This window comes from Pseudomonas sp. 2957, assembly GCF_031456345.1.
GTDB classification, from domain to species: Bacteria; Pseudomonadota; Gammaproteobacteria; order Pseudomonadales; family Pseudomonadaceae; genus Aquipseudomonas; species Aquipseudomonas siliginis.
The window spans coordinates 485,291-510,429 of sequence record NZ_JAVDUL010000002.1 but is presented as its reverse complement, the minus strand read 5'-3'; the positions used below and the strand labels follow the sequence as shown (position 1 = coordinate 510,429).

The following is a 25,139-nucleotide window of genomic DNA, read 5'->3' as shown; positions in this document are numbered from 1 at the left end:
TCATGGCACTGGCCCATTCCCTGGGATTTCCGCGCATCGGTCGCGACCGCGAACTGAAGAAAGCGCAAGAGGCGTTCTGGAAAGGAGAACTGAACGAGGCGGGCCTGCGTGACGTCGGGCGTGAGCTGCGCAAGGTCCATTGGGACTTGCAGAAAAACGCCGGCATCGACTTGCTGCCGGTTGGCGATTTCGCCTGGTACGACCAAGTGCTGACCCACTCGCTGATGTTCGGCGTGATCCCCGAACGTTTCCGTCCGCATGACGGCAAAGCTACGCTGCAAACCTTGTTCAGCATGGCCCGAGGCGTCAGCAATAGTTGCTGCAGCGAAGGCCACGCTCAGGAAATGACCAAGTGGTTCGACACCAACTATCACTACCTGGTACCGGAATTCAGCGCCGATCAGCAATTCCAGCTCGGTTGGGAGCAGTTGTTTGAGGAAACCGAAGAGGCCCGTGTGCTGGGGCACAACGTCAAACCGGTGATCATCGGTCCGCTGACCTATCTGTGGCTGGGTAAAACCAAAGGCGTCGACTTCGACAAGCTCGATTTGCTTGACCGCCTGCTGCCGCTGTACGGCCAGATCTTCGCGCGGCTGGCGGCGTTGGGTGTGGAGTGGGTGCAGATCGACGAGCCGATTCTGGTGCTCGATCTGCCGCAGGACTGGAAGAATGCCTTCGAGCGCGCCTACAACCAGATCCAGCGCGATCCGCTGAAAAAACTGCTCGCCACGTACTTCGGTGGCCTGGAAGAAAATCTCGGTCTGGCGGCGAACCTGCCGGTCGATGGCTTGCACATCGATCTGGTGCGCGCGCCGGATCAGTACCCGACCATTCTGGATCGCCTGCCGGCTTATAAGGTGCTGTCGCTGGGTGTGGTCAACGGTCGGAACGTCTGGCGCTGCGATCTGCAAAACGCGCTGGCGACGCTGCGCCATGCTCATGAGCGTCTGGGTGATCGTTTGTGGGTAGCACCGTCCTGTTCATTGCTGCACAGCCCGGTTGATCTGGGCCGCGAAGACCAGCTCGATGCCGAACTGAAAAGCTGGCTGGCGTTCGCCGTGCAGAAGTGCGAAGAGGTCGCCGTGCTCGCTCAAGCGGTCAGCGAACCGGAAGCGCCGAAGGTACTGCGTGCCCTCGCGCAAAGCCGTTCGGTGCAGACCAGCCGCGCTGCCTCGCCGCGTATTCACAAACCGGCGGTACAAGCGCGGGTCGCGGCGATCACTGCCAAGGATGCGCAACGCCAATCGCCGTTTGCCCAGCGTATCGCCAAACAGCGCGGCAAGCTCGACCTGCCGTTATTCCCGACCACCACCATTGGTTCGTTTCCGCAAACGGCGGCGATCCGTCTGGCGCGTCAGGCCTACAAGCAAGGCAAGCTCAGCGCGGCCGATTACACCGATGCGATGCACACGGAGATTCGCCACGCGGTGGAAATTCAAGAGCGCCTCGGCCTGGATGTGCTGGTGCACGGCGAGGCCGAGCGCAACGACATGGTCGAATACTTCGCCGAACAGCTCGACGGCTATGCCTTCACCCGCTTTGGCTGGGTGCAGAGCTATGGTTCGCGCTGCGTCAAGCCAGCGGTGATTTTCGGCGACCTCAGCCGCCCGCAGGCGATGACGGTCGAGTGGATCCGTTACGCCCAAGGCCTCACCGACAAGGTCTTGAAAGGCATGCTGACCGGCCCGGTGACCATGCTGATGTGGTCGTTCCCGCGCGAAGACGTCAGCCGCGAGGTGCAGGCTCAACAACTGGCGCTGGCCATTCGTGACGAGGTGAATGATCTGGAGGCGGCGGGAATCAAAATCGTGCAGATCGACGAAGCGGCGTTCCGTGAAGGCTTGCCGTTACGCCGGGCGCAGTGGCCGGCGTATCTGCACTGGGCGAGCGAAGCGTTCCGCCTGTGCGCCTCCGGCGTGCGCGACGAAACGCAGATCCACACGCACATGTGCTACAGCGAGTTCAACGATGTGATCGAGTCGATCGCGGCGATGGACGCCGATGTCATCACCATCGAAACCTCGCGTTCGGACATGGAACTGCTCGAAGCGTTTGAAGCGTTTGCCTACCCGAACGACATCGGCCCCGGCGTGTACGACATTCACTCGCCACGGATTCCCGATGTGACGGAAATGGTCGGCTTACTGCGCAAAGCGGCGCAGCGTATTCCGGTGGAGCGCCTGTGGGTCAATCCCGATTGCGGGTTGAAAACCCGAGGCTGGCCAGAGACCGAAGCGGCGCTGGTGCACATGGTCAGCGCCGCGCGGCAACTGCGCAAAGAGTGGGCCTGACCCTTTACCGCCCGGGAATACATAACCCTGTGGGAGCGAGCCTGCTCGCGAAAGCGGTGTGTCAATCGACATCAATGTTGGATGACCTGACGCCTTCGCGAGCAGGCTCGCTCCCACAGAATTCGCGTTCTCCCCGTCATTCACGGCAACACACAAATCCTTTGTGGGAGCGAGCCTGCTCGCGAAAGCGGTGTGTCAGCCACCCATGCATCAGGCAAGGAAGCGCAATATCGGCGCACCATCGAACGGGTCTGTCAGATAGTGCGCCCTGACCCCGAAAGTCGTCTGTAACCGCTCCGGCGTCAGCACTTGCAGCGGCTCGCCCAGTGCCACCAGACGCCCGCGCTCCAGCACCGCCAGGCGATCACATTTGAGCGCCTGATTGAGATCGTGCAAAGCGATCAGCGTGGTCACCGGCAGTGCGCGCACCACTTGCAGAATGCTCAACTGATGCTGGATGTCGAGGTGGTTGGCCGGCTCGTCGAGCAGCAGGATCTGCGGGCGCTGCGCCAGTGCGCGGGCGATGTGCACGCGTTGGCGTTCCCCGCCGGAGAGGCTGCGCCAGAGGCGGTTGCGCAGGTGCACGGCGTCGACGTCAATCAGCGCTTGCTCGACGATGGCGTCATCGGCGGGCGACCACGGTTGCAGCGCCGACAACCACGGCGTGCGCCCCAGCGCCACCGCGTCGAACACGCGAATGCCATCGTCGGTATCGGCCTGTTGCTCAACCACCGCGAGCGTCTGCGCGATGCTGCGCCGCGACATTTTGCCCAGCGCCTGACCGCCGAGCTGCACATGGCCCGCGCTCGGTTCGCGCAGGCCGGCCAGCAATTTGAGCAGCGTGGATTTACCCGAACCGTTCGGCCCGACAATGCCCAGGGTCTCGCCGCGCTGAACGTCGATGCTGACACCGTTGAGCAACTCGGCACCGCGCACCTTGAAGCTCAACCCAGCACAGCTCAGAACCGTGTTCATCGCGCCGATCTCCGGCCCACCAGAATCAGCGCGAACACTGGCGCGCCGACCAGCGCAGTGATCACGCCGACCGGGATCACCTGACCCTTGATCAGGGTGCGCGACAGCACATCGGCGGCGATCAGAAACACCGCGCCGCCCAGCGCACTGGCGGGCAACAGACGCGCATGGCCGGTGCCGAGCAACAACCGCGCGGCATGGGGAATCACCAGACCGACAAAGCCGATCGAGCCGACAATCGACACCATCACCGCCGTCACCAGCGCGGCGCAGCCAATCAACAGAATCTGCACACGTCGCACTGGAATGCCGAGAGACGCCGCCGAGTCCGCACCAAAGGTGAACGCATCCAGCGCCCGCCGATGCCACAGACAAACAACCAACCCCAACACCGCCACCGGCACCGCCAGCCACACCGACGGCCAGCGCACGCCGCCGAGATTGCCGAGCAGCCAGAACATGATCCCGCGCGCTTGTTCGGAGCTTGCCGAGCGGGTGATCAGAAACGCGGTGAGGGCATTGAACAATTGCGAACCGGCGATCCCGGCCAGAATGATCTGCCCGGTGCCGCTGGCCGAGCCGCTGACCCGCGCCAACAGGATCACCAGCACGAACGCCGTCACCGCGCCGGCAAAGGCACCGACCGACAATGAAATCGCCCCGGCGCCGACGCCAAGCAGGGCGACCATCACCGCGCCAGTCGAGGCGCCAGCAGAAATACCCAGCAGATACGGATCGGCCAACGGATTGCGCAGCAGCGATTGCAGGATCACCCCGCACGTCGCCAGGCCGGCGCCGCAGGCCGCCGCGACCAGCGCGCGGGTCAGGCGATAGTTCCAGACGATACCTTCGTCGATCGGGTCGAGCACATAACCGGCGCCCCACAGCTTGTTGGCCAGCGCCTGCAACACCACGCTCGGCTCGATTGAAGTCTCACCAATCGCCACGCCGCCGATCAGCGCGACCGACAGCGTCAACAGCACCAGCAGCAAACGGCTCAGGCGTCTGCTCATGGCGACAGGTCGTAGCCGTTGATCGCGCTGGCCAGTTGTGCGAGGCCGTCGAAGGTGCGCAGGCTGGCCTGCATGGCCATGGCGTCAAGGATGATGATGCGGTTGTGCTTGACCGCGTCCATGTTGCGCGTCACCGGATCACTGCGCAGGAAGGCGAGTTTCTTCTGATAGTCGTCCGCCGGGAAACGTCGACGATCCATGCGCGCGATCACCAGAAACGTCGGGTTGGCCTTGGCGATGGTTTCCCAGCCGACCGTTGGCCATTCTTCATCCGACTCGACGACGTTGCGCACGCCGAGGGTGCTGAGCATGAAATCGGGAACGCCTTTGTGCCCGGCCACGAAAGGCTCGATGTCCATCTCGGCGCTGGAGAACCACACCAGGGCGCTGACGTCTTTGCGCTGCTGCTTTTTCGCGGTGGCGATCGACTGCGCGAGGCTGGCTTTGAGCTGCTCATTGAGCTGTTCGCCACGCGCCTGCACGTCGAAAATCGCCGCCAGTTGGCTCACGCTTTTGTAGATGCTGTCGATGCGAAACGGTGCCAGCCGCGTCCCGTCCGAACCGACGAGGTTGTCCTTGGCTTCGCAATCGGAGGGCAGCAGGTAGGTGGGAATCTTCAGTTCATGGAACTGCTCGCGAGTGCCGACCGCGCCTTGCGGGCCGACCATCCATTCCAGCTCGACGGCAACCAGCTCCGGGCGTTTAGCGATCACCGCTTCGAAACTCGGCTCGTTGTCGGCGAGGCGCTCGATCGTGTCGTTCTGCGCTTTGTATGTGCCCAGCACGTCGTTGAACCACAGCGAAGTGCCGACGACTTTGTCGCCCAGGCCCAAGGCGTAGAGCATTTCCGTGCCGGCCTGGCCAATGGTCACCGTGCGCGCAGGCGCGTGTTGAAAGGTCAGGCTGCTGCCACAGTTTTCGACGGTCAGCGGATACGCAGTCGGCGCCGCTTGCGCCAGGGGGCAAAGGCTCAGAGCGGTGAGCAGGGTGGCAACGCGGGGCAGCAGCATGGGGCAGTCTCCAGGGGAACCGTACGGGAGCGGGCGGGTACGGTTTGGAAACACACCTCGGGCGCGGTCGTGGAAACTACGCAAGGCCGGCACGGGGAAAATGCGCACGGCACGATGTCCTTCCCGGACACCCCGCCGGTTGGTCAGTCACTGTGCCGGCAGGTCTCCTGACTGATGCGTCATCGCCACGCTCCGGCCTTCCCGGGGTTCACCCAGTGGCAGTCGAGGAGCAGGCTCGGCACCTACAGTTGCGGGGGCAGTTCCGATTGATGCGTGGAGCACCTCGGATTCCCTATTAATTCCGTGTGGAAACCGGCGCGGGCATGGTAGTCGATCAGGCCGCTGATGGGGAGCCGAATCTGCTTCGGCAGCTCCTGCACGGGTGCGTGTTTGCGTGGCGGAGCGTTTGCAATCCGAGGGTAAGCTTGGCTAGTATACGATCCATATACATTTCGTATCGGATATAGACATGGGCATCGTAAAGATTTCAGAGGACATGCACGAGAATCTGCGCATCTCCAGCAACGCCCTCAGCCGGTCGATCAACGCGCAGGCTGAGCACTGGATGCGCATCGGCATGCTCGCCGAGCTGCATCCCAATCTCGACCACAGCGCCATTTGCCGCCTGCTGATCCGCGCCGAACAGAATGGTGGGCTGGATCTGCAACAACTGACTCAGGAAGCCGTCAGCGCATGAGAAACCAGATCAAGATCAACACCCCGGCCGACATCGAAAAATCCCGTGCCGCCGGCAAACTCGCCGCTGAAGTGCTGGCAATGCTGGTGCCGCATGTGAAGGCTGGCGTGACCACCGATGAGCTGGATCGACTGTGCAACGATTACATCGTCAATGTGCAGAAGGCGGTGCCAGCCAATGTCGGTTATCACGGCTTTCCGAAAACCGTCTGCGCGTCGGTCAACGATGTGGTGTGCCACGGGATTCCATCGGGTACGCCATTGAAAGACGGCGACATCGTCAACCTCGACATCGCGGTGATCAAGGACGGCTGGTTCGGCGATACCAGTCGCATGTATGTGGTGGGCGAGGCGACTCCTGAAGCGCAGCACCTGATCAAGACCACTTACGAAGCCATGTGCGCAGGCATCCGTGCAGTGAAGCCGGGCGCAACGCTGGGCGATATCGGTCATGCGATCCAGAGCCTGGCGGAGGCGGAGGGCTTCAGCGTGGTGCGCGAGTACTGCGGCCATGGCATCGGCAAGGTCTATCACGACGAACCGCAAATCCTGCATTACGGCTTTCCCAATCAAGGGCTGAAGCTTAAGGCCGGGATGATTTTCACCGTGGAACCGATGCTCAATGCCGGCAAACGCCATGTGAAGAACATGCCGGATGGCTGGACGGTGCTGACCAAGGATGGCTCCTTGTCAGCGCAGTGGGAGCATATGGTCGCGGTGACGGAGAGCGGGTTCGAAGTGCTGACGGCTTGGCCGGATGAGATTGAAGGGTACCGGGCCATTGGCTAATACCGTGTCGCCTGCTTGCCCTCACCCTAGCCCTCTCCCAATGGGAGAGGGGACTGACCGAGGTGTTGTTGCGAGATACGCCGACGTGCGATACCGAGTCGAACTTACATTTTGAACAGCATGAAGATCGGCTCCCTTTCCCCCTCGCCCCCCGTGGGGGAGAGGGCTGGGGTGAGGGGGTAGATCCAACTGACTCAGCGCAATCAGTGAGCCCCGGCAGCCTTGTTCAAATCGCTCTCGGTCCACTCGGTATAAACACAAGCATCCGCCGTCGCCCAGCGCACTCGTACCGGATCGCCGGCCTTGAGCGGCATGCCCGCTGCCGATAGCGCTTTCACCGTCATCGACGTCCCGCCCGCAGTCACCACGCTGCACGTCTGGCTTTCACCGAGAAACAGCACCTCCACAACGTTCGCCGACACCTCATTCCAGCCCGCTGCCAGCGGCTCATCCAGCGCCTGCTGCGTGCTCAGCGCCAAGGCCTTTTCCGGACGCACCATCAGCAGCACATCCTGATCAGTGTGCAACCCGGACGTCAGCCGAATCGACAACGACTGGCCCTCGAAACTCGCTGCTGCATTGCCTTGCGCCTTGAGCTTGAGGAAGTTCGAATTGCCCAGGAACGACGCGACAAATGCATTGGGCGGATTCTGGTAAAGGTCATAACCACTGCCCAGACCAACGATTTTGCCGTGGCTGAAAATCGCGATGCGTTGCGACAGACGCATGGCTTCTTCCTGGTCGTGGGTCACGTAGACGATGGTGATGCCCAGGCGCCGGTGCAGCTGGCGCAGTTCATCCTGCAAGTCTTCGCGCAGCTTCTTGTCCAGCGCACCGAGCGGTTCGTCCATCAGCAGAATGCGCGGCTCGTAAACCAAGGCGCGAGCGATGGCAACCCGTTGTTGCTGGCCGCCAGACAGTTGCGAAGGGCGGCGATGGGCGAACTGCTCAAGCTGCACCAGTTTCAGCATCGCATCGACGCGCTTTTCGCGCTCGGCCGCAGCCAGTTTGCGAATGGCCAAAGGGAAGGCGATGTTGTCGCGCACCGACAGATGCGGGAACAGCGAGTAACGCTGAAAGACCATGCCGATGTCGCGCTTGTGTGGCGGCACGTTGACCAGTGATTGGCCGTTGACGAGGATCTCGCCGCTGCTCGGTGTTTCAAAACCGGCGAGCATCGACAGCGTGGTGCTTTTGCCCGAGCCGCTGGAGCCCAGGAACGTGAGGAATTCACCGTCCTTGATGTCCAGCGAGATGTTATCGACTGCAGCAAAATCGCCGTAGTGCTTGTTCAGGTTGCGCAGGCTGACCAAGGGTTTGTCGCTCTGCTGGGATGCGTCTTTGATCACGGCACTCATGTCGTACTCCTGGGCGCTCAGGCGCTGATTTCGTTGCGCCGGCGAAGGGCGGCGGCGATCACCATGACCAACACTGACAGGCCGATCAGCAGCGTCGAAGCGACGGCGATCACCGGGGTCAGGTCCTGGCGCAGGGTGGTCCACATTTTCACGGGAAGGGTTTGCAGAGTCGGGCTTGCCATCATCACGCTGAGCACCACTTCGTCCCACGAAACGAGGAAGGCGAAGAGGGCGCCGGCGACCATCCCCGGACGAATCGCCGGGAACGTCACCTTGAACACCGCTTGCAAGCGCGAGGCACCGCAGATCACCGCCGCGTCTTCAATCGACTGATCGAACAGCTTCAGCGAGTTGATGATCGAGATGATGGTGAACGGCAGCGCGACGATCACATGGCTGACGACGAAGGCGAACATCGTCCCGGTGTAGCCGAGCTTGAGAAAGAGCGCGTACACCGCCACGGCAATGATCACCAGCGGCACGATCATCGGCAGGGTGAACAGGCCATAGAGCATCTCGCGGCCCGGGAAGCGTCCGCGCACCAGCGCAAACGCGGTCGGCAAACCGAGCGCCACAGCGCAGATGGTGGTCAGCACGGCAACTTTTAGGCTGGCGGCGGCGGCGTTCATCCAGTCGGGATTGGAGAAGAACTGGCCGTACCATTTCAGCGTCCAGCCCGGTGGCGGGAACACCAGCCACTGCGAGGAGCCGAACGACAGCAGCACGATGAACACGATCGGCAACAGCAGGAACAGGCCGATCAGCCCAGTCGTAGCGTAGAGGCCGAAACGCATGCGCCGGCTCATGGCATTGGGGGTCAGGAGCATGTCGGCTTACCTCGCGTTACTGGCGCCAACCGGGGATTCCGGTTGAAGCTTCAGGTAGAAGTAGAACAGCACCAGGGTGATTGCGATCAGCAACGCGGCGCCGGCACTGGCCAGGCCCCAGTTGAGGAACGATTGCACCTGCTGAATGATGAACTCCGGCAGCATCATGTTCTGCGCCCCGCCGAGCAGCGCGGGGGTGACGTAGTAACCGAGCGACATTACGAACACCATCAAACCGCCGGACGCCAGACCCGGCCGGCACAGCGGCAGGAACACCCGGAAGAAGTTGGTCCACGGACTGGCGCCACAGATCGAGCCGGCCTGCAGGATCATCGGGTCGATGGCCTGCATGGTCGCCTGCAACGGCAGTACGATGAACGGGATCATGATGTAGCTCATGCCGATCACCACGCCGGTGAGGTTGTGCACCATCTCCAGCGGTTGATCGGTGATGCCCATGGCCATCAAGGTCTTGTTGATTACGCCCGAGGCTTGCAGCAAAACCAGCCAAGAATAGGTGCGGGCGAGCAGGCTGGTCCACATCGACAGCAGCACGATGTTGAGGATCCAGCGCCCCCAGCCGCGCGGCACCAGGGTGATCGCCCAGGCCAGCGGAAAGCCCAAGAGCAGGCTGAACAGCGTCACCAGCCCGGCCACCGAAAAGGTGTTGAGCAGCACCCGCGCATAGGCCGAATTGGCGAACAACTGTTCGTAGTTGCCGAGACCCGGCACAGGTTCGAGCACACCGCGCAACAGCAGGCCAATCAACGGCGCGAGAAAGAACAGGCCGAGGAACAGCAGCGCCGGGACGAGGTTGCCGGCGCCGCGCCAGCGTTGCTTGAAAGCCGAACCGGCAGCGCCGGCGGCGCTCCCGGTGGCAGTGGAAGGACGAGGCGCAGTGGCCGCGATTTTCATTTGACCAGCCATTCGTTCCACCGTGTCGCGATAGCCGGACCGTTCTTGGCCCAGTAAGCGAAATCAAGGGTGATCTGATCCTTGGCGTAAGCCGTCGGCAGGTTGGGGGCCAGCGTCGAATCCAGACGCTCCACACTGTCGAGGTTGACCGGCGCGTAGGCGGTCAGGTTGGAGAAGTCGGCCTGACCTTTGGCGCTGCTGGCATTGGCGAGGAACTTCATCGCCGCATCTTTGTTTTTCGAGCCTTTGGGGATGACCAGAATGTCGGCCATGACCAGGTTCTGCTTCCAGCTCACGCCGACCGGTGCGCCGTCTTCCTGCAGGGCGTGCACCCGACCGTTCCAGAACTGGCCCATGCTCGCTTCGCCGGACGCCAGCAGTTGCTGCGACTGCGCGCCGCCGCCCCACCAGACGATGTCTTTCTTGATGGTGTCGAGTTTCTTGAAGGCGCGATCCAGATCCAGCGGGTAGAGCTTATCAGCCGCAACGCCGTCGGCCAGCAGCGCCAGTTCGAGCACGCCGGGGCTTGGCCATTTGTACAGGGCGCGCTTGCCCGGGTAGGTCTTGGTGTCGAACAGCGCGCTCCAGTCCTGCGGCTTGTTGGCGCCGAGCTTGCCTTCGTTGTAGCCGAGGACAAAGGAGAAGAAGAACGAACCGACGCCGTGATCGCTGACAAAGCGCGGGTCGATCCTGTCGCGCTGGATCACTTTGAAATCGAGGGGTTCGAGCAGGCCTTCGGCAGCGGCGCGCAGGGCGAAATCGGCTTCGACATCGACCACGTCCCACTGCACGTTGCCGCTTTCGACCATGGCCTTGAGTTTGCCGTAGTCGGTGGGGCCGTCCTGGACGACGGTGATGCCGCTGGCCTTGCTGAACGGATCGGCCCAGGCCTGTTTCTGCGCATCCTGGGTGCTACCGCCCCAGCTTACAAAATTCACGCTTTCGGCAGCCATTGCAGCCTGGCCGGTAACGCTGAGCAGTCCCGCGAAAAAGATCGCGGTTGCAGCTTTGTTCAACACCATGTTCACGCCCTCATTGTTGTGTTTTTGAGCGGGCCTTGCGTTGTTGCCCGCCTGTCGGGAGCAGTAGCTGGACGCTTTTTCAGGTCGTCCGGTCTATGGAATATCATATTATGGTATTCCAAACTTTGTGCAAGCACTTTGCCTTACCGGTTATCTGGCGGATCTGTTTTTCCGGCCTTCATCCAAATGTGTAGCGAATGAAACTGTGGCGAGGGGATTTATCCCCGTTGGGCTGCGGAGCAGCCCTGAAAGCGGGACATGCGATATTTCTGGCGGATCGCGTTGGCAGGAATCGGGGCCGCTTCGCAGCCCGACGGGGATAAATCCCCTCGCCACAGGGGATTATCGATAGCAGGCTTATTCAGTGAAAGGGATGCTCTCAACCACCTCGAGGTCATACCCGGTCAACCCCGCGTACTTCAGCGGCGGACCGAGGTGGCGCAGCTTGCCAACCCCAAGGTTCTGCAGAATCTGCGCCCCAGTCCCGACTTCGGAATAGATCCGCGATTGCGAACGGCTGAACTGCCGTGGCGGCTGGGTCAGCTGCGGCACGCGTTCGAGCAACGCCTGCGACGATTCATGATTGGCCAGCACGACCACAACTCCATGACCTTCCGCCGCGACCCGTTGCAACGCTGCCCAGAGGGTCCAGTTCGTCGGTCCGCTGTACTCGGCGCCGACCAGATCGCGCAGCGGATCGATCACATGCACGCGCACCAGCGTCGGCTCTTCGCGGCGCAGGTCGCCCATGACCATCGCCATGTGCACGCCACCTTCGATGCGATCTTCGAAGGTGATCAAACGGAAGGTGCCATGCACCGTCGGCAGCTCACGTTCACCGATGCGTTCGATGGTGTGCTCGGTGCTCAGGCGATAGTGGATCAGGTCAGCAATGGTGCCGATCTTGATCCCGTGTTTGCGTGCGAACTGCTCCAGATCCGGGCGGCGGGCCATGGTGCCGTCGTCGTTCATCACTTCGACAATCACCGAGGCGGGGGTGAAACCGGCCAGGCGCGCCAGATCGCAACCGGCCTCGGTGTGCCCGGCGCGGGTCAGCACGCCACCTTCCTTGGCGCGCAACGGGAAGATGTGACCGGGCTGCACCAGGTCTTCGGCGCGGGCATTTGGCGCGACGGCGGCGGCCACGGTGCACGCGCGATCTGCTGCGGAAATGCCGGTCGTCACGCCGACCGCCGCTTCGATCGACACGGTAAATGCAGTGCTGAACACACTGCCGTTGGCGGGTACCATTTGCTCCAGGCCCAGACGCTGACAATGTTCGTCGGTCAGGGTCAGGCAGATCAGCCCGCGTGCTTCGCGGGCCATGAAGCTGATAGCCTCCGGTGTGCAGCGATCGGCAGCCAGCAGCAGGTCGCCTTCGTTCTCGCGGTCTTCGTCATCGACCAGCAGGACCATTTTGCCGAGGCGATAATCTTCGATGATTTCTTCGATGCTGTTGAAGGCCATGCTGGACTCTCAGGGTTCGTTGGAAATATATTGGTATACCATAATACAAAATCAACAAAGAGGTCACTATGAAGGCGTACTGGATTGCACATGTGGATATAGCCGATGCCGAGCACTACAGCCAATACACCCAGCGCACCCCGCAGGCGATTGCCGCATTCGGCGGCAAGTTTCTCGCCAGAGGCGGGCGCAGCGAAGCGCTGGAAGGCCGGCAGACGCCGCAGCGCACAGTGATCATTGAGTTCGAGAGCTACGAACAGGCCGTGGCGTGCTATCGCTCGGCGGCGTATCAGGAGGCGAAAAGTTACCGCGAGGAATGGGCGAGGGCGGAGATCATCATCGTAGAAGGCATCGCCCCGAACTGAGCCACACCACCAAACTATGTGGGAGCGAGCCTGCTCGCGAATGCGTTCGATCATTCAACATTTGTATCGACTGACACGACGCCTTCGCGAGCAGGCTCGCTCCCACAGGGGTATAGGTGGTGATCAGCGCATGAAATGGATCTTGCCGCTGTCATCATTACCCATGTAAATCCCGTAAATCCCAGCCTGGCGCTCTTCGATATAGCGCTCGAGAATCTGCCGGATCGCCGGGTAATAAATCTGCTCCCACGGAATCTCTTCAGGGGCGAAGAACTTGTAATCCATGGTCTCCGGCCCGTACTGCCCGGTGATCTCCAGGGCGATGGCGCGGAAGATGATGTACACCTCGCTGATCTTCGGCACGCTGAAAATCGAATACGGCGAGACGATTTCCGCGCGCACGCCGCTTTCTTCCCAGACTTCGCGCAGCGCCGCCTGCTCGGTGGTTTCGCCGCTTTCCATGAAACCGGCCGGCAGCGTCCAGGTGCCCGGGCGCGGGGGGATCGCCCGTTGGCACAGGAGGTATTTGCCCTCCTGCTCAATGATGCAGCCGGCAATGATCTTCGGATTGACGTAGTGGATATAGCCGCAGCCGCGGCACATCAGGCGCTCGTGCGTATCACCCGGCGGCGTCTGCTGACCGAGGTCAGGGCCACCGCATTTCGGGCAAAAGCTCGGGCTGAACATGTCATTGACCTATGCGCGGTTCTTTCAGCGCGATCGGCAGGGTGATCGCCGGGGTGCCTTTGACGGCGACGCCGGTTTCTTCCTGTTTGCGCTTGAGGTAATCGAGAGCGACGGCAGCCGCCGCGCGGACGTGATCGACACACGCCTGATGCGCCGCCAGCGGATCGCCGCTCTTGATCGCCTCGACCATTTTTTCCATCTCGTGATTACTTGCGCCGCGCCGGTTTTCCTGGGACACCGAGGTCGCGCGCAGATAGCTGATGCGCGCCTGCAACTGGCGCAATTGCGTGGCGGCGACATGGTTGCCCGAGCCTTCGAGCAGCACGTCGTAGAAGCCCTGCACCGAGTCGATCACCTGTTGCAGCTCGCCATCCTTGAGCGCCTTGCGGTTGTCGTCGAGGGCTTTTTCCAGCGCCTTGATGTCCTTGGCTTTGGCACGCAGGGTGAACAACTGCACGATCAAGCCTTCGAGCACGCAACGCAATTCGTAGATATCGACGGCATCGGCGAGGGTGATGATGGCCACGCGCGGGCCTTTGGCATCGGCGAATTCGACGAGACCTTCTGATTCGAGGTGACGCAAGGCTTCGCGCACCGAAGTGCGGCTGACGCCGAGGCGATCACAGAGGTCGCGTTCGACCAGGCGATCGCCTGGCATGAGCTGGAAATTCATGATCGCGCTACGCAGTTTGTCCAGCACGATTTCGCGCAGGGTAACGGGGTTGCGATTGACCTTGAAGCTGTCGTCGAGTGGCTGGCGTTTCATGGGGTCCGCTCTTGAGCTTGGCTGTCCATGCCAGACGGGCATCAAAACAGCCGAGGGTTAACTGGAGGCCTCGGCGTCGGCTTCGGCAAAGGCTTCACGGGCCAGCCGGAAACTGTCCACGGCCGCCGGAACGCCGCAATAAATGCCGACCTGAAGCAGAATTTCGCGTATTTGCTCACGACTCAGGCCGTTACGCAAGGCGCCACGCACATGCAGCTTGAGTTCATGCGGGCGGTTGAGCGCCGAGATCATCGCCAGGTTGATCATGCTGCGCTCCTTGAGCGACAGACCCTCACGCCCCCAGACATGGCCCCAGCAGTATTCGGTGACCATTTCCTGCAGCGGACGGGTGAAATCGTCGGCGTTCTCGATCGAGCGTTGCACGTAGGCTTCGCCGAGCACCTGAGTGCGGATTTTCAGACCCTTTTCGTACTTTTCGTTACTCATATTCTTTGCCTCACCTCAATCCCTGTGGGAGCTGGCTTGCCAGCGATAGCGGACTATCAGCCAACATCAATGTTGAATGTTAAGCCCTCATCGCTGGCAAGCCAGCTCCCACAGGGTTTTGCATTGTCGCTTCAGGCCAGAGTCGGCAACGGGCCGAGCTTGCCTTTGTGGTAGATCATCGGCGTCACCGGTTGCTCGGGCAGGATCAGGTTCTTCACTGCGCCGACAATGATCGCGTGATCACCACCATCGTACTCACGCCACAACTCGCACTCGATGATCGCCGTCGCCTTGGCCAGAATCGGGTTACCGAGTTCGCTCAAATGCCACTCGATGCCCTTGGCCTTTTCCTTGCCCTTGCCGGCGAACGCGTAGGCTTCGGCGGTCTGCTCGGCGGAGAGCAAATGGATGGCGAACTTCTTGCTGTCGCGCAGCACCGGATAAGTGTCGGAGGCGTAGTTGGGGCAGAACAGCACCAGCGCCGGGTCGATCGACAGCGCGCTGAACGCGCTGGCGGTGATACCGACGATGCCGCCGTCCGGGTCGAGGGTGGTGACCACCGTGACGCCGGACGGAAACGAGCTCATGACGTCTTTGTAAATGCCGGGTTCGATCATTTCGCAGGACTCCTAGCGCATCACAAACGGATCAGGCATTGGCGCCTGGGAGAGGTTGATCCACACCGTTTTCAGTTCGGTGTAGGCCAGCACCGAGTCGATGCCGCTTTCGCGTCCATAGCCACTGTTCTTGAAGCCGCCGATCGGCGCCATCGCCGACACTGCGCGGTAAGTGTTGACCCAGATAATCCCCGAGCGCACATCGCGGGCCAGACGATGGGCGCGACCGAGATCGCGAGTCCAGATGCCGGCAGCGAGGCCGAACTGCGAGTCGTTGGCGATCGCCAGTGCTTCGGCTTCGTCTTTGAAACGAATCACCGAAGCCACCGGGCCGAAGACTTCTTCCTGCATGATCTTCATCGAATTGCGGTCGCACTCGAACAGCGTCGGCTCGTAGAACCAGCCTTCGCCGAGATCCGCCGGACGCTTGCCACCGGTGCGCAAACGCGCGCCTTCGGCGATCGCATCGGCGACCAGACCTTCGACCACCGCCAGTTGCTGCGCGGTGGCCATCGGCCCCATTTCGCTATTGTCTTCCTGTGGGTTGCCGATGCGGATGCGCTGGGCGCGCTCGGCCAGACGATTGACGAACTCGTCGTAGATTTCGTCCTGCACCAGCAAGCGCGAACCGGACACGCAACTCTGCCCGGACGCCGCGTAGATGCCGGCAATCGCACCGTTGATCGCGCTGTCGAGATCGGCGTCGGCGAAGATGATATTCGGCGACTTGCCGCCCAGCTCCAGCGACAGCTTGGCGAAATTCTCGGCGCTGCTGCGCACCACATGCCGTGCCGTCGCCGCGCCGCCGGTGAAGGCGATCTTGCGGATCAGCGGATGGCGAGTGAGGGCGGCGCCAGTGCTCGGGCCGTAACCGGTAACTACGTTGACCACGCCCGGCGGAATCCCGGCTTCAAGGGCCAGACGCGCCAGCTCGAGAATGGTCGCCGAGGCGTGCTCGGACGGCTTGATCACAATCGTGTTGCCGGCGGCCAGGGCCGGGGCCAGTTTGATCGCGGTCAGGTACAGCGGGCTGTTCCATGGAATGATCGCGGCGACCACACCCATGGCTTCGTGCACGGTGTAGGCAAACAGATCGGGCTTGTCCAGCGGCAGGGTGCCGCCTTCAAGCTTGTCGGCGAGGCCTGCGGTGTAGTGGAAGAACTCCGGCAGATAGCTGACCTGGCCACGGGTTTCGCGGATCAGCTTGCCGTTGTCGCGGCTTTCCAGCTGCGCCAGGTGTTCCTTGTTTTCTGCGATCAGATCACCGAGGCGGCGCAGCAGTTTGCCGCGCGCAGTGGCGGTCAGACCGCGCCACGCCGGGCTGTCAAAAGCAGTTTGCGCTGCTTGCACGGCGCGTTCGACGTCCGCTTCATCGGCGTCGGGCAATTGCGCCCAGGCTTGCGCGGAGGCCGGGTTGAGGCTTTCGAAGGTCTTGCCGGAGAGGGCGTCGACCCAGTCTCCGCCGATGCACATCTGGAAGCGTGCGAGTGTCATGCAACGATCCCCTTTATATGGTTTTGTCGGGCGTGTGCGAATTGGAGAAATTCCAGCAGCATCTGATTGACCAGACGCGGCGACTCTACCGGCATCATATGCCGTTGCTCGGGCAGCACGGCAACCTTCGCGCCGGGGATGCGTCGGGCCAGTTGCTCGGCCATTTCCGGCGTCGAGCCAGGGTCGAGCTCGCCAGTGGCGATCAGTGTCGGCGCCTGAATGCTGCTCAGGTCGTCGGCGCGGTACATGTCCTGGGTGGCGAACAATTCGTAGGTGGTCAGGTAACCCTGCGGATCGTTGTTGGCCAAGGTCTGGCGCAACGCGGCGATCTGCGCCGGGTTGGCCGCCTGATATTCACGGCTGAACCAGCGTGACAGAGCGGCTTCGGCGTTGGCGTCCGGGCCATGTTCGGCAGCCTGCGCAGTGCGCGCGATGACACCGGCACGCTGTTCTTCGCTGCGGTTGAAGACGCTGTTCAGCACCACCAGGCTTTGCAGGCGCTCCGGGTAGTGCAGGGCGAAGGCCCGCGCGACCAGACCGCCCATGGAGAAACCGATCACCGCTGCCTGGGGCAGATTCAGGTGATCGAGCAGCTCGAGCAACTGATCGGCGTAACCGAGCAGGTCGGTGCCGCTGGCCGGGCGCGGACTGGCGCCGTGGCCGAGCATGTCGTAGGCGATCACCTGGTACTGGCTGGCGAGGCCGACAATCTGCCCGCCCCACATTTCTTTGTTCAGGCCCACGCCGTGGATCAAGACCACGGGCTGGCCTTGGCCGGTCGCCAGGTAACTGGTGCCAGCCGGGGTGAGTTCAGCGGTGAGCCGAATCATGGAGCGCTCCTGCAATGCCTTTTTATTGTGATTACTGGGCTTTTTCGGCGGCCAGTTCTTCCAGATCGATGTAGCGGTTGCCGATACGCGGGTGCAGGCGGCCACCGTCGGCGCAACCCAGCACGACGACGATTTCGTCGGCACGCGGCGCGTCTTCGATCTGCATTTCCAGGGTGATGTAGTGCGAACGCAGGCCTTCGTCGTCCTTGTGCATCATCGGGATCTGAATCGACGTGCCCGGACCGCCGCGCTTGTTGGTAAAGCTCAGGTAGCTCTTGGCTTTCACCGCTTCGCGATAGTGGTTGCCGAAGCGCAGCGTATGGATCACGGCGGAGGCGTGTTCGATCTCGCCGTCAGCGCCGACCACGGCGGCTTTGCCGTAAGCCTCGATCTTCTCGGCGCCACCAATGATGCCGACCAGACGCTCGACCATCATGGCGCCGAGGTCGGAGCAGTTGGCGCGGATCTGCGGCTTGAGGTCTTCGACAAAACCATTGCCCACCCACGGGTTCTTCATCACCACGGCGAGGCCGACCATGGTCACCGGCTTGTCAGTAGCCTTGCCGCCTTCGATGAAGGTTTCTTCGACATAGCTGACGATCTTGCGAATTTCGAAACTCATGAGCTGCTCCGTTGGGGGATTGAGAGTGTCTGTGCGTCTGATGGTATACCATAATACCGATCCTGCAAGTCCCCTCCGCAACAATTGCGTCATCCATCCTACGAATGGCTGCGCATTCACCCTTTGTCGCAAAACCAACCATCACTACAAACCCTGTGGGAGCGAGCCTGCTCGCGAAAGCGGTGGGTCAGCCAATAAACAGGGTGACTGATACACCGCATTCGCGAGCAGGCTCGCTCCCACAGGGAAAATGATGGGTTACAGAGAGCCGCTTTCGGTTAACAAAAGATAACGCGGCGCCGATTGTCAGACATTTGCAAAGCCCGATAGGATGAGCCAGCTTCCGAAGGGGCTCTGGATTGCGGGTTTCAGGACTATGCTTCTGAAACGCCAGTAGCCGAGCACCCTTGCGGCGCCCTTGAAGGCCCGATGGCCCAACAATAATAAATAGGGGAAGGTCTATGAGTCGTTGCCGCCCGCCGGCGTTACGCAACACCGCGTTGCTGGCCACAGCACTCTCGCTGCTGGGCTTCGCCACGTTATCGGCACCTGTGATTGCCGCCGAGGCCCCGGCTGACGTGGTCTATGCCACCGAATCGGCCAAGGCCGCAAAAAGCCTGATTCTTGATGTCGTCCACGCTGGCGCGCGTCTTGTCGCGGTCGGCGATCGCGGGCACATCGTCTATTCCGATGACCAGGGCAAAACCTGGACCCAGGCCAAGGTGCCGACCCGGCAACTGCTCACTGCCGTGTATTTCGTCGATGACAAAAACGGCTGGGCCGTGGGCCACGACGCACAAATTCTCGCCAGCGCAGACGGCGGTCTGACCTGGACCAAACAATTCGAAGACCTCGCACGCGAATCGCCGCTGCTCGACGTCTGGTTCAAGGACGCCAGCAGCGGCTTTGCCGTGGGCGCCTACGGCACGCTGCTGGAAACCACCGACGGCGGCAAGCACTGGGAAGACGTCAGCGATCGCCTCGACAACGAAGACCAGTTCCACCTCAACGCCATCGCCGCCGTGAAAGACGCCGGGCTGTTCATCGTCGGCGAGTCCGGCAGCATGTTCCGCTCCGCCGATGACGGCCAGACCTGGGAAAAGCTTGAAGGCCCGTACGAAGGTTCACTGTTCGGCGTGATCGGCACAGCGCAACCGCAGACCCTCCTGGCTTACGGCTTGCGCGGCAACCTTTATCGCTCCGCTGATTTCGGCAGCAACTGGGAGCAGGTCGAACTCAAAGCTGCACGTGGTGCGCTGGAGTTCGGTCTGTCTGGCGGCACGCTGCTGGAAGACGGCTCGATCGTCATCGTCGGTAACGGCGGTTCGGTGATCAGCAGCAGTAACAACGGCGAAACCTTCAGCGTGTTCAACCGCCCGGATCGCATTTCGCTGTCGTCAGTCACCGCCGCCGGCAACGGCAACCTGATTCTGACCGGGCAGGGTGGTTTGCACATCACCCAGCCAAACGGTGCCGAGACCAATAACAAGAAGGCGGGGCTATGACTTCCTTGATCACTCCTCAGCAGGAAAAGGCGACGGTTCTCGAGCGCCTGATCTTCAACAACCGTCCGGCCGTGATCCTGATCTGCCTGGTGGTGAGCATTTTCCTGTTCTGGCAGGCCACGCTGATCCGGCCGTCGACCAGTTTTGAAAAAATGATCCCGCTGCAGCATCCCTTCATCGAAAAGATGATGGAGCACCGCAACGATCTGGCGAACCTCGGCAACACCGTGCGTATTTCGGTGGAAGCCACCGACGGCGACATCTTCTCCAAGGAGTACATGGAGACCCTGCGCCAGATCAACGACGAAGTGTTCTACATTTCCGGCGTCGATCGTTCCGGCCTCAAATCGCTGTGGAGCCCGAGCGTACGCTGGACCGAAGTGACCGAAGAGGGTTTCGCCGGCGGTGAAGTGATTCCGCAGAGCTACAACGGCTCTCAAGACAGTCTCGATCTGCTGCGCAACAACGTGCTCAAGTCCGGCCAGGTCGGGCGTCTGGTAGCCAACGATTTCAAGTCGAGCATCGTCGACATCCCGCTGCTGGAGGCCTACCCGGACCCGCAGGATCAGGGCAAGTTGCTGGCGCTGGACTATCGCCAGTTCTCCCATGAGCTCGAAGACAAGATCCGCAACAAGTTCGAAGCGCAGAACCCCAACATCAAGATCCACATCGTCGGTTTCGCCAAGAAGGTCGGCGACCTGATCGACGGTCTGGTGATGGTGGTGCTGTTCTTCGGTGTCGCTTTCGTCATCACCCTGATCCTGCTGCTGTGGTTTACCAACTGCCTGCGCAGCACCATCGCGGTGTTGAGCACGACGCTGGTGGCGGTGGTCTGGCAGCTCGGGTTGATGCACTTCTTCGGCTTCGGGCTCGACCCGTATTCGATGCTGGTGCCGTTCCTGATTTTCGCCATCGGCATTTCCCACGGCGTGCAGAAAATCAACGGTATCGCCCTGCAATCCAGCGAGGCCGATAACGCCCTGACCGCTGCGCGGCGCACCTTCCGCCAGTTGTTCCTGCCGGGGATGATCGCGATTCTGGCCGATGCGGTGGGCTTCATTACCCTGCTGATCATCGACATCGGGGTGATCCGTGAACTGGCCATCGGCGCGTCCATCGGCGTTGCGGTGATCGTGTTCACCAACCTGATCCTGCTGCCGGTGGCGATTTCCTATGTCGGCATCAGCAAGCGCGCGATTGCCAAGAGCAAGAAGGACGCCAACCGCGAGCACCCGTTCTGGCGTCTGCTGTCGAACTTCGCCAGCCCGAAAGTCGCGCCGATTTCGGTAGCGCTGGCGCTGATCGCCTTCGGTGGCGGCCTCTGGTACAGCCAGAACCTGAAGATCGGCGACCTCGACCAGGGCGCGCCGGAACTGCGTCCGGACTCGCGCTACAACAAGGACAACAACTTCATCATCAGCAACTACTCGACCAGCTCCGACGTGCTGGTGGTGATGGTCAAGACCAAAGCTGAAGGCTGCTCGCGCTACGAAGCCATGGCGCCGATCGATCAGCTGATGTGGAAGATGCAGAACACCGAGGGCGTGCAGTCGGCGATCTCGCTGGTGACCGTGTCCAAGCAGATGATCAAGGGCATGAACGAGGGCAACCTGAAATGGGAAACCCTGTCGCGCAACCCGGACGTACTGAACAACTCGATCGCCCGCGCCGATGGCCTGTACAACAACAGCTGCTCGCTGGCGCCAGTGCTGGTGTTCCTCAACGATCACAAAGCTGAGACCCTCGATCGTGCGGTCAACGCGGTGCAGGAGTTCGCCAAGGAAAACAACAAGGACGGTCTGGAATTCATCCTTGCTGCCGGTAACGCCGGGATCGAAGCGGCCACCAACGAAGTCATCAAACAGGCTGAGCTGACCATTCTGATCCTGGTGTACATCTGCGTGGCGGTGATGTGCATGATCACCTTCCGCTCATGGGCAGCGACCCTGTGCATCGTCTTGCCGCTGGTGCTCACCTCGGTCCTCGGCAACGCGCTGATGGCGTTCATGGGCATCGGCGTGAAAGTCGCGACGCTGCCGGTGGTGGCGTTGGGCGTGGGGATCGGCGTGGACTACGGCATCTACATCTACAGCCGCCTGGAAAGTTTCCTGCGTGCTGGGCTGCCGTTGCAGGAAGCCTATTACCAGACCCTGAAGTCCACCGGTAAAGCGGTGCTGTTCACCGGCCTGTGCCTGGCGATCGGCGTGTGCACATGGATCTTCTCGGCGATCAAGTTCCAGGCCGACATGGGCCTGATGCTGACCTTCATGCTGCTGTGGAACATGTTCGGCGCGCTGTGGCTGCTGCCGGCGCTGGCCAAGTTCCTGATCAAGCCGGAGAAGCTGGCGGGGCAGAAGGGCAATTCGCTGTTTGCCCACTGATCTGAAGGCCTGAAACGACAAAGCCGCAACCTTGAGGGGTTGCGGCTTTTTTTGTGAATCAAGATCAAGAGCCCCTCACCCTAGCCCTCTCCCGGAGGGAGAGGGGACTGACCGAGGGGTGCGGCTAGATATATCGGCCTGAGATACCGAGTCGGTTATGGATTCACAGCAGAACGTTCAAGTCGGCGTAAATCTCAAATATTCCCCAATCGGTCCCCTCTACCTCTGGGAGAGAGCTAGGGTGAGGGCAAGCGGTCTCAAGCCCTAAGAAAGCTCAGCGCCAAGCACCACACTCAACGCACTGCGCGCATCATCCAACTGCACCAGCGTCGCATGCCGGGCACCCAGGGCATCGCGGTTCTCGATCGCCGTCAGGATCGCCTTGTGTCGCGGCAACGCCAGTTCATGCAGATTCGGCCGTTGATTGGAATGCTTCAACGCCTCGGCAATCGCTACCGCCAACATGTTGCACAGGTTCGCCAGCAGGTCGTTGTGCGTCGCATCGGCGATGCGGCTGTGGAAGTCCAGGTCCGGCTGCAACAGCGCTTCCGGAGTCGGCGCGGCTTCCATGCGTTGGTAGGCTTCGTTGATCGCGGCGATGTCGGCATCGGTTGCATGCTGAGCGGCGAGGGCGGCCGCTGCCGGCTCGATGATGCTGCGCACGCTGGTCAGCACGTTGAAGAATTCATTCTGCGGGCTGCTTTGCATCAGCCAGTGCAGCACGTCCGGGTCGAGCATGTGCCATTCGCGGCGAGCCTTGACCACGGTGCCGACGCGCGGTTTGGAATACACCAGACCCTTGGCCACCAGCACCCGCGTGGCTTCGCGCAATACCGGGCGACTGACCGCGTACTCCTCGCAAAGCAGGGCTTCGGCGGGCAGTTTGTCGTCGGGCAAAAAGCGTCCGGAGACGATCTGCATGCCCAGTTCCTGGACGATGCGCGAGTGCATGCTTTTACGGTCGGAAGGTTTGCGGTAATCCATGGGGAGTGGCGCGATCCTGAGCGATGGAGATGCCGCGCATCATAGCAGGCACGGCACAGATTTGAGGCGATACGCAAAAGCAACTGTGGGAGCGAGCCTGCTCGCGAAGGCGGCATATCAGTCAAATAGATGTCGACTGACACTCCCTCTTCGCGAGCAGGCTCGCTCCCACAGGGGAATTGCGCTGTTAGTGCGAGTGGCGCGGGACTTCAGCACCTCGGCAGCCAACCAGGAAGTCAAAGTCGCAACCCTGATCCGCCTGCAGGACGTGATCGATGTACAGCTGACGATAACCGCCCACCAACAACTGCTGCGGCGCTTGCAGATCGGCCATGCGCGCGGCCAGTTCCGCGTCCGGAATGTCCAGATGCAGACGGCCGCTGGCGCAATCGAGTTCGATCCAGTCGCCTTCCTGCACCGCCGCCAAAGGCCCGCCCGCTGCCGCTTCCGGGGCAACGTGCAAAACCACCGTACCGTAAGCGGTGCCGCTCATGCGTGCATCGGAAATGCGCACCATGTCGGTCACGCCTTCTGCCAGCAGCTTGGCCGGCAGGCCCATGTTGCCGACTTCAGCCATGCCCGGATAACCCTTCGGCCCGCAGTTTTTCATCACCAGAATCGAATCCTTATCGACGTCCAGCTCCGGATCGTTGATCCGCGCCTTGTACATGTCGAAGTTCTCGAACACCACCGCACGCCCGCGATGCTGCATCAGTTCAGCGCTAGCGGCGGACGGCTTGAGCACCGCGCCCAACGGCGCCAGATTGCCGCGCAACACGCAGATGCCACCGTCAGCGCGAATCGGATTGTCGAGGGTGCGGATCACTTGGTCTTCGCCGTAGATCGGCGCGTCCTTGGTGTTTTCGCCGATGGACTTGCCGTTGACCGTCAGTGCATTCGGGTTGGGGATCAGATTGGCTTCACCCAGGCGGCGCAGCACCGCTGGCAAGCCACCGGCGTAGTAGAACTCTTCCATCAGGAAACGCCCGGACGGTTGCAGGTCGACGATGGTCGGCATGCCGCGACCGATGCGGGTCCAGTCGTCCAGATCGAGCTCGACGCCGATGCGCCCGGCGATGGCTTTCAAGTGGATCACGGCATTGGTCGAACCACCGATGGCGGCGTTGACGCGAATGGCGTTTTCAAAGGCTTCCTTGGTGAGGATCTTCGACAGCTTCAGGTCTTCACGCACCATCTCCACCGCACGCATGCCGGACATGTGCGCCAGCACATAACGGCGCGCATCTACGGCCGGAATCGCGGCGTTGTGCGGCAGCGAAGTGCCCAGCGCTTCGGCCATGCAGGCCATGGTCGACGCGGTGCCCATGGTGTTGCAGGTGCCCGCCGAACGCGACATGCCGCCCTCGGCTGCGAGGAAGTCATCGATGGTGATGGTGCCGGCCTTGACCTGTTCGCTGAGCTGCCAGACCACGGTGCCGGAACCGATGTCCTTGCCTTTGTGCTTGCCGTTGAGCATCGGCCCGCCGGTGACGACGATGGCCGGCACGTCGCAACTGGCCGCGCCCATCAACAGTGCTGGAGTGGTTTTGTCGCAACCGGTGAGCAGCACGACGCCGTCGATCGGGTTGCCGCGAATCGCTTCTTCAACGTCCATGCTCGCCAGGTTGCGGGTGAGCATGGCGGTCGGGCGCAGGTTCGATTCGCCGTTGGAGAACACCGGAAACTCCACCGGAAAACCACCGGCCTCGATCACCCCGCGTTTGACGTGCTCCGCGATCTGGCGGAAGTGCGCGTTGCACGGGGTCAGTTCCGACCAGGTGTTGCAGATGCCGATGATCGGCTTGCCGTGGAACTGATGGTCGGCGATGCCCTGATTCTTCATCCAGCTGCGGTACATGAAGCCGTTCTTGTCGGCCGTGCCAAACCATTGGGCGGAGCGCAGGGTGGGTTTCTTATCAGACATGATCGATTCTCTTATTGTAAGACTATTGTTTGCGAGCTGACGCTTAATCTAAGCTCAAAATCCGCGCTTTGGAAGTGTTGTTGGGTAATTAGTATTACTATATAGTCGTTTTCGACGGAGGGATGGCCCTGGCTGTTTTGGCGAGAGGCGTCCC

General features: G+C 61.4%; 23 protein-coding genes and 1 riboswitch. Of the genes, 6 read left to right on the top strand and 17 right to left on the bottom strand.

Annotated features, from left to right (window positions below; all coding sequences use genetic code 11):
- Positions 1-2: 2 nt before the first annotated feature.
- Complete coding sequence (gene metE / locus J2Y39_RS07785) at positions 3-2,291, top strand: 5-methyltetrahydropteroyltriglutamate--homocysteine S-methyltransferase (protein ID WP_252867754.1); 2,289 nt, start codon at positions 3-5, stop codon at positions 2,289-2,291.
- Between the two features lie 210 nt (positions 2,292-2,501).
- Here the strand turns inward: metE and J2Y39_RS07780 are convergent, their stop codons facing one another.
- The 3 genes from J2Y39_RS07780 to J2Y39_RS07770 are packed head-to-tail and all read right to left on the bottom strand — an operon-like array spanning position 2,502 to position 5,289.
- Positions 2,502-3,266: an ABC transporter ATP-binding protein gene (locus J2Y39_RS07780; protein WP_252867753.1), complete on the bottom strand. Its 765-nt coding sequence runs from the start codon at positions 3,264-3,266 to the stop codon at positions 2,502-2,504.
- A complete protein-coding gene (locus J2Y39_RS07775; protein WP_310216446.1) occupies positions 3,263-4,279 on the bottom strand; it encodes an iron ABC transporter permease in 1,017 nt (338 codons plus the stop codon). Before J2Y39_RS07775 ends, J2Y39_RS07780 begins: the two co-directional genes overlap by 4 nt.
- A complete protein-coding gene (locus tag J2Y39_RS07770) occupies positions 4,276-5,289 on the bottom strand; it encodes an ABC transporter substrate-binding protein (RefSeq protein ID WP_252867751.1) in 1,014 nt (337 codons plus the stop codon). The genes J2Y39_RS07775 and J2Y39_RS07770 overlap by 4 nt, the downstream gene beginning before the upstream one ends.
- A gap of 139 nt (positions 5,290-5,428) precedes the next feature.
- Positions 5,429-5,621, bottom strand: a riboswitch (cobalamin riboswitch).
- Between the two features lie 137 nt (positions 5,622-5,758).
- On the opposite strand from J2Y39_RS07770, the gene J2Y39_RS07765 reads away from it, so the two are divergent.
- Together J2Y39_RS07765 and map are read left to right on the top strand one after the other, a co-directional pair.
- The gene (locus J2Y39_RS07765) at positions 5,759-5,986 is read left to right on the top strand and encodes a ParD-like family protein (protein ID WP_007918027.1); all 228 of its coding nucleotides are present in this window, start codon (positions 5,759-5,761) and stop codon (positions 5,984-5,986) included.
- Positions 5,983-6,774: a type I methionyl aminopeptidase gene (map, locus tag J2Y39_RS07760; protein WP_122704021.1), complete on the top strand. Its 792-nt coding sequence runs from the start codon at positions 5,983-5,985 to the stop codon at positions 6,772-6,774. Before J2Y39_RS07765 ends, map begins: the two co-directional genes overlap by 4 nt.
- 203 nt (positions 6,775-6,977) lie before the next feature.
- On the opposite strand, the gene J2Y39_RS07755 is transcribed toward map, so the two are convergent.
- The 5 genes from J2Y39_RS07755 to ribBA all read right to left on the bottom strand — a co-directional run bounded on the left by J2Y39_RS07755 (position 6,978) and on the right by ribBA (position 12,363).
- The gene (locus J2Y39_RS07755) at positions 6,978-8,132 is read right to left on the bottom strand and encodes an ABC transporter ATP-binding protein (protein ID WP_016775021.1); all 1,155 of its coding nucleotides are present in this window, start codon (positions 8,130-8,132) and stop codon (positions 6,978-6,980) included.
- A 17-nt stretch (positions 8,133-8,149) separates the two neighbouring features.
- The gene (locus tag J2Y39_RS07750; protein WP_007918021.1) at positions 8,150-8,959 is read right to left on the bottom strand and encodes an ABC transporter permease; all 810 of its coding nucleotides are present in this window, start codon (positions 8,957-8,959) and stop codon (positions 8,150-8,152) included.
- A 6-nt stretch (positions 8,960-8,965) separates the two neighbouring features.
- Positions 8,966-9,874, bottom strand: coding sequence for an ABC transporter permease (locus J2Y39_RS07745; RefSeq protein ID WP_310217333.1), 909 nt, complete (start codon positions 9,872-9,874; stop codon positions 8,966-8,968).
- Positions 9,871-10,896 carry an ABC transporter substrate-binding protein gene (locus J2Y39_RS07740; RefSeq protein WP_016775018.1) on the bottom strand — a complete coding sequence of 342 codons (1,026 nt, stop codon included), beginning with the start codon at positions 10,894-10,896 and terminating at the stop codon, positions 9,871-9,873. Before J2Y39_RS07740 ends, J2Y39_RS07745 begins: the two co-directional genes overlap by 4 nt.
- A 357-nt stretch (positions 10,897-11,253) precedes the next feature.
- Positions 11,254-12,363, bottom strand: coding sequence for a bifunctional 3,4-dihydroxy-2-butanone-4-phosphate synthase/GTP cyclohydrolase II (gene ribBA, locus J2Y39_RS07735; RefSeq protein ID WP_016775017.1), 1,110 nt, complete (start codon positions 12,361-12,363; stop codon positions 11,254-11,256).
- A 68-nt stretch (positions 12,364-12,431) separates the two neighbouring features.
- Between ribBA and J2Y39_RS07730 the strand changes: the two genes are divergently transcribed.
- Positions 12,432-12,728, top strand: coding sequence for a DUF1330 domain-containing protein (locus J2Y39_RS07730; protein ID WP_305380929.1), 297 nt, complete (start codon positions 12,432-12,434; stop codon positions 12,726-12,728).
- 123 nt (positions 12,729-12,851) lie between these two features.
- Here J2Y39_RS07730 and J2Y39_RS07725 read toward each other — a convergent pair whose 3' ends face one another.
- From J2Y39_RS07725 to J2Y39_RS07695, 7 genes are all read right to left on the bottom strand, one after another.
- Entirely contained in the window at positions 12,852-13,415 is a 564-nt protein-coding gene (locus tag J2Y39_RS07725; protein WP_310216435.1) for an NUDIX hydrolase, read from the bottom strand.
- Between the two features lies 1 nt (position 13,416).
- The gene (locus J2Y39_RS07720; RefSeq protein ID WP_042606770.1) at positions 13,417-14,181 is read right to left on the bottom strand and encodes a GntR family transcriptional regulator; all 765 of its coding nucleotides are present in this window, start codon (positions 14,179-14,181) and stop codon (positions 13,417-13,419) included.
- A 57-nt stretch (positions 14,182-14,238) separates the two neighbouring features.
- Positions 14,239-14,628 (bottom strand): carboxymuconolactone decarboxylase family protein, encoded by a 390-nt coding sequence (locus J2Y39_RS07715; RefSeq protein WP_007968634.1) that lies wholly within the window; start codon positions 14,626-14,628, stop codon positions 14,239-14,241.
- Positions 14,629-14,759: 131 nt separating this feature from the next.
- Positions 14,760-15,245: a flavin reductase family protein gene (locus tag J2Y39_RS07710; protein ID WP_056789390.1), complete on the bottom strand. Its 486-nt coding sequence runs from the start codon at positions 15,243-15,245 to the stop codon at positions 14,760-14,762.
- A gap of 12 nt (positions 15,246-15,257) precedes the next feature.
- The gene (locus J2Y39_RS07705; RefSeq protein ID WP_310216430.1) at positions 15,258-16,739 is read right to left on the bottom strand and encodes an aldehyde dehydrogenase; all 1,482 of its coding nucleotides are present in this window, start codon (positions 16,737-16,739) and stop codon (positions 15,258-15,260) included.
- Complete coding sequence (locus tag J2Y39_RS07700) at positions 16,736-17,569, bottom strand: alpha/beta fold hydrolase (protein WP_071172700.1); 834 nt, start codon at positions 17,567-17,569, stop codon at positions 16,736-16,738. Before J2Y39_RS07700 ends, J2Y39_RS07705 begins: the two co-directional genes overlap by 4 nt.
- Before the next feature lie 31 nt (positions 17,570-17,600).
- Positions 17,601-18,191 (bottom strand): amino acid synthesis family protein, encoded by a 591-nt coding sequence (locus J2Y39_RS07695; RefSeq protein WP_007968626.1) that lies wholly within the window; start codon positions 18,189-18,191, stop codon positions 17,601-17,603.
- A 461-nt stretch (positions 18,192-18,652) separates the two neighbouring features.
- On the opposite strand from J2Y39_RS07695, the gene J2Y39_RS07690 reads away from it, so the two are divergent.
- Complete coding sequence (locus tag J2Y39_RS07690; RefSeq protein ID WP_310216427.1) at positions 18,653-19,696, top strand: YCF48-related protein; 1,044 nt, start codon at positions 18,653-18,655, stop codon at positions 19,694-19,696.
- Positions 19,693-22,077, top strand: a complete 2,385-nt coding sequence (locus J2Y39_RS07685) for an RND family transporter (RefSeq protein WP_024013186.1) — start codon at positions 19,693-19,695, stop codon at positions 22,075-22,077. The genes J2Y39_RS07690 and J2Y39_RS07685 overlap by 4 nt, the downstream gene beginning before the upstream one ends.
- 264 nt (positions 22,078-22,341) lie before the next feature.
- Here the strand turns inward: J2Y39_RS07685 and J2Y39_RS07680 are convergent, their stop codons facing one another.
- Both J2Y39_RS07680 and J2Y39_RS07675 read right to left on the bottom strand, forming a co-directional pair.
- The gene (locus J2Y39_RS07680; RefSeq protein ID WP_024013185.1) at positions 22,342-23,061 is read right to left on the bottom strand and encodes a FadR/GntR family transcriptional regulator; all 720 of its coding nucleotides are present in this window, start codon (positions 23,059-23,061) and stop codon (positions 22,342-22,344) included.
- 187 nt (positions 23,062-23,248) lie between these two features.
- A complete protein-coding gene (locus J2Y39_RS07675) occupies positions 23,249-24,985 on the bottom strand; it encodes an IlvD/Edd family dehydratase (RefSeq protein ID WP_110645647.1) in 1,737 nt (578 codons plus the stop codon).
- Positions 24,986-25,139 lie beyond the last annotated feature (154 nt).

Bases quoted from the DNA above. Each gene is read 5' to 3' on its own strand.
- J2Y39_RS07710 (WP_056789390.1), bottom strand. From the start codon at position 15,245: ATGATCGAACCCGGCATTTACAAAGACGTCATGAGCTCGTTTCCGTCC.
- J2Y39_RS07745 (WP_310217333.1), bottom strand. From the start codon at position 9,874: ATGAAAATCGCGGCCACTGCGCCTCGTCCTTCCACTGCCACCGGGAGC.
- J2Y39_RS07685 (WP_024013186.1), top strand. From the start codon at position 19,693: ATGACTTCCTTGATCACTCCTCAGCAGGAAAAGGCGACGGTTCTCGAG.
- ribBA (WP_016775017.1), bottom strand. From the start codon at position 12,363: ATGGCCTTCAACAGCATCGAAGAAATCATCGAAGATTATCGCCTCGGC.
- J2Y39_RS07770 (WP_252867751.1), bottom strand. From the start codon at position 5,289: ATGCTGCTGCCCCGCGTTGCCACCCTGCTCACCGCTCTGAGCCTTTGC.
- J2Y39_RS07680 (WP_024013185.1), bottom strand. From the start codon at position 23,061: ATGGATTACCGCAAACCTTCCGACCGTAAAAGCATGCACTCGCGCATC.
- J2Y39_RS07705 (WP_310216430.1), bottom strand. From the start codon at position 16,739: ATGACACTCGCACGCTTCCAGATGTGCATCGGCGGAGACTGGGTCGAC.
- J2Y39_RS07725 (WP_310216435.1), bottom strand. From the start codon at position 13,415: ATGTTCAGCCCGAGCTTTTGCCCGAAATGCGGTGGCCCTGACCTCGGT.
- J2Y39_RS07730 (WP_305380929.1), top strand. From the start codon at position 12,432: ATGAAGGCGTACTGGATTGCACATGTGGATATAGCCGATGCCGAGCAC.
- J2Y39_RS07780 (WP_252867753.1), bottom strand. From the start codon at position 3,266: ATGAACACGGTTCTGAGCTGTGCTGGGTTGAGCTTCAAGGTGCGCGGT.
- J2Y39_RS07700 (WP_071172700.1), bottom strand. From the start codon at position 17,569: ATGATTCGGCTCACCGCTGAACTCACCCCGGCTGGCACCAGTTACCTG.
- J2Y39_RS07765 (WP_007918027.1), top strand. From the start codon at position 5,759: ATGGGCATCGTAAAGATTTCAGAGGACATGCACGAGAATCTGCGCATC.
- J2Y39_RS07755 (WP_016775021.1), bottom strand. From the start codon at position 8,132: ATGAGTGCCGTGATCAAAGACGCATCCCAGCAGAGCGACAAACCCTTG.
- J2Y39_RS07690 (WP_310216427.1), top strand. From the start codon at position 18,653: ATGAGTCGTTGCCGCCCGCCGGCGTTACGCAACACCGCGTTGCTGGCC.
- J2Y39_RS07740 (WP_016775018.1), bottom strand. From the start codon at position 10,896: ATGGTGTTGAACAAAGCTGCAACCGCGATCTTTTTCGCGGGACTGCTC.
- metE (WP_252867754.1), top strand. From the start codon at position 3: ATGGCACTGGCCCATTCCCTGGGATTTCCGCGCATCGGTCGCGACCGC.
- J2Y39_RS07720 (WP_042606770.1), bottom strand. From the start codon at position 14,181: ATGAAACGCCAGCCACTCGACGACAGCTTCAAGGTCAATCGCAACCCC.
- J2Y39_RS07775 (WP_310216446.1), bottom strand. From the start codon at position 4,279: ATGAGCAGACGCCTGAGCCGTTTGCTGCTGGTGCTGTTGACGCTGTCG.
- map (WP_122704021.1), top strand. From the start codon at position 5,983: ATGAGAAACCAGATCAAGATCAACACCCCGGCCGACATCGAAAAATCC.
- J2Y39_RS07750 (WP_007918021.1), bottom strand. From the start codon at position 8,959: ATGCTCCTGACCCCCAATGCCATGAGCCGGCGCATGCGTTTCGGCCTC.
- J2Y39_RS07675 (WP_110645647.1), bottom strand. From the start codon at position 24,985: ATGTCTGATAAGAAACCCACCCTGCGCTCCGCCCAATGGTTTGGCACG.
- J2Y39_RS07695 (WP_007968626.1), bottom strand. From the start codon at position 18,191: ATGAGTTTCGAAATTCGCAAGATCGTCAGCTATGTCGAAGAAACCTTC.
- J2Y39_RS07715 (WP_007968634.1), bottom strand. From the start codon at position 14,628: ATGAGTAACGAAAAGTACGAAAAGGGTCTGAAAATCCGCACTCAGGTG.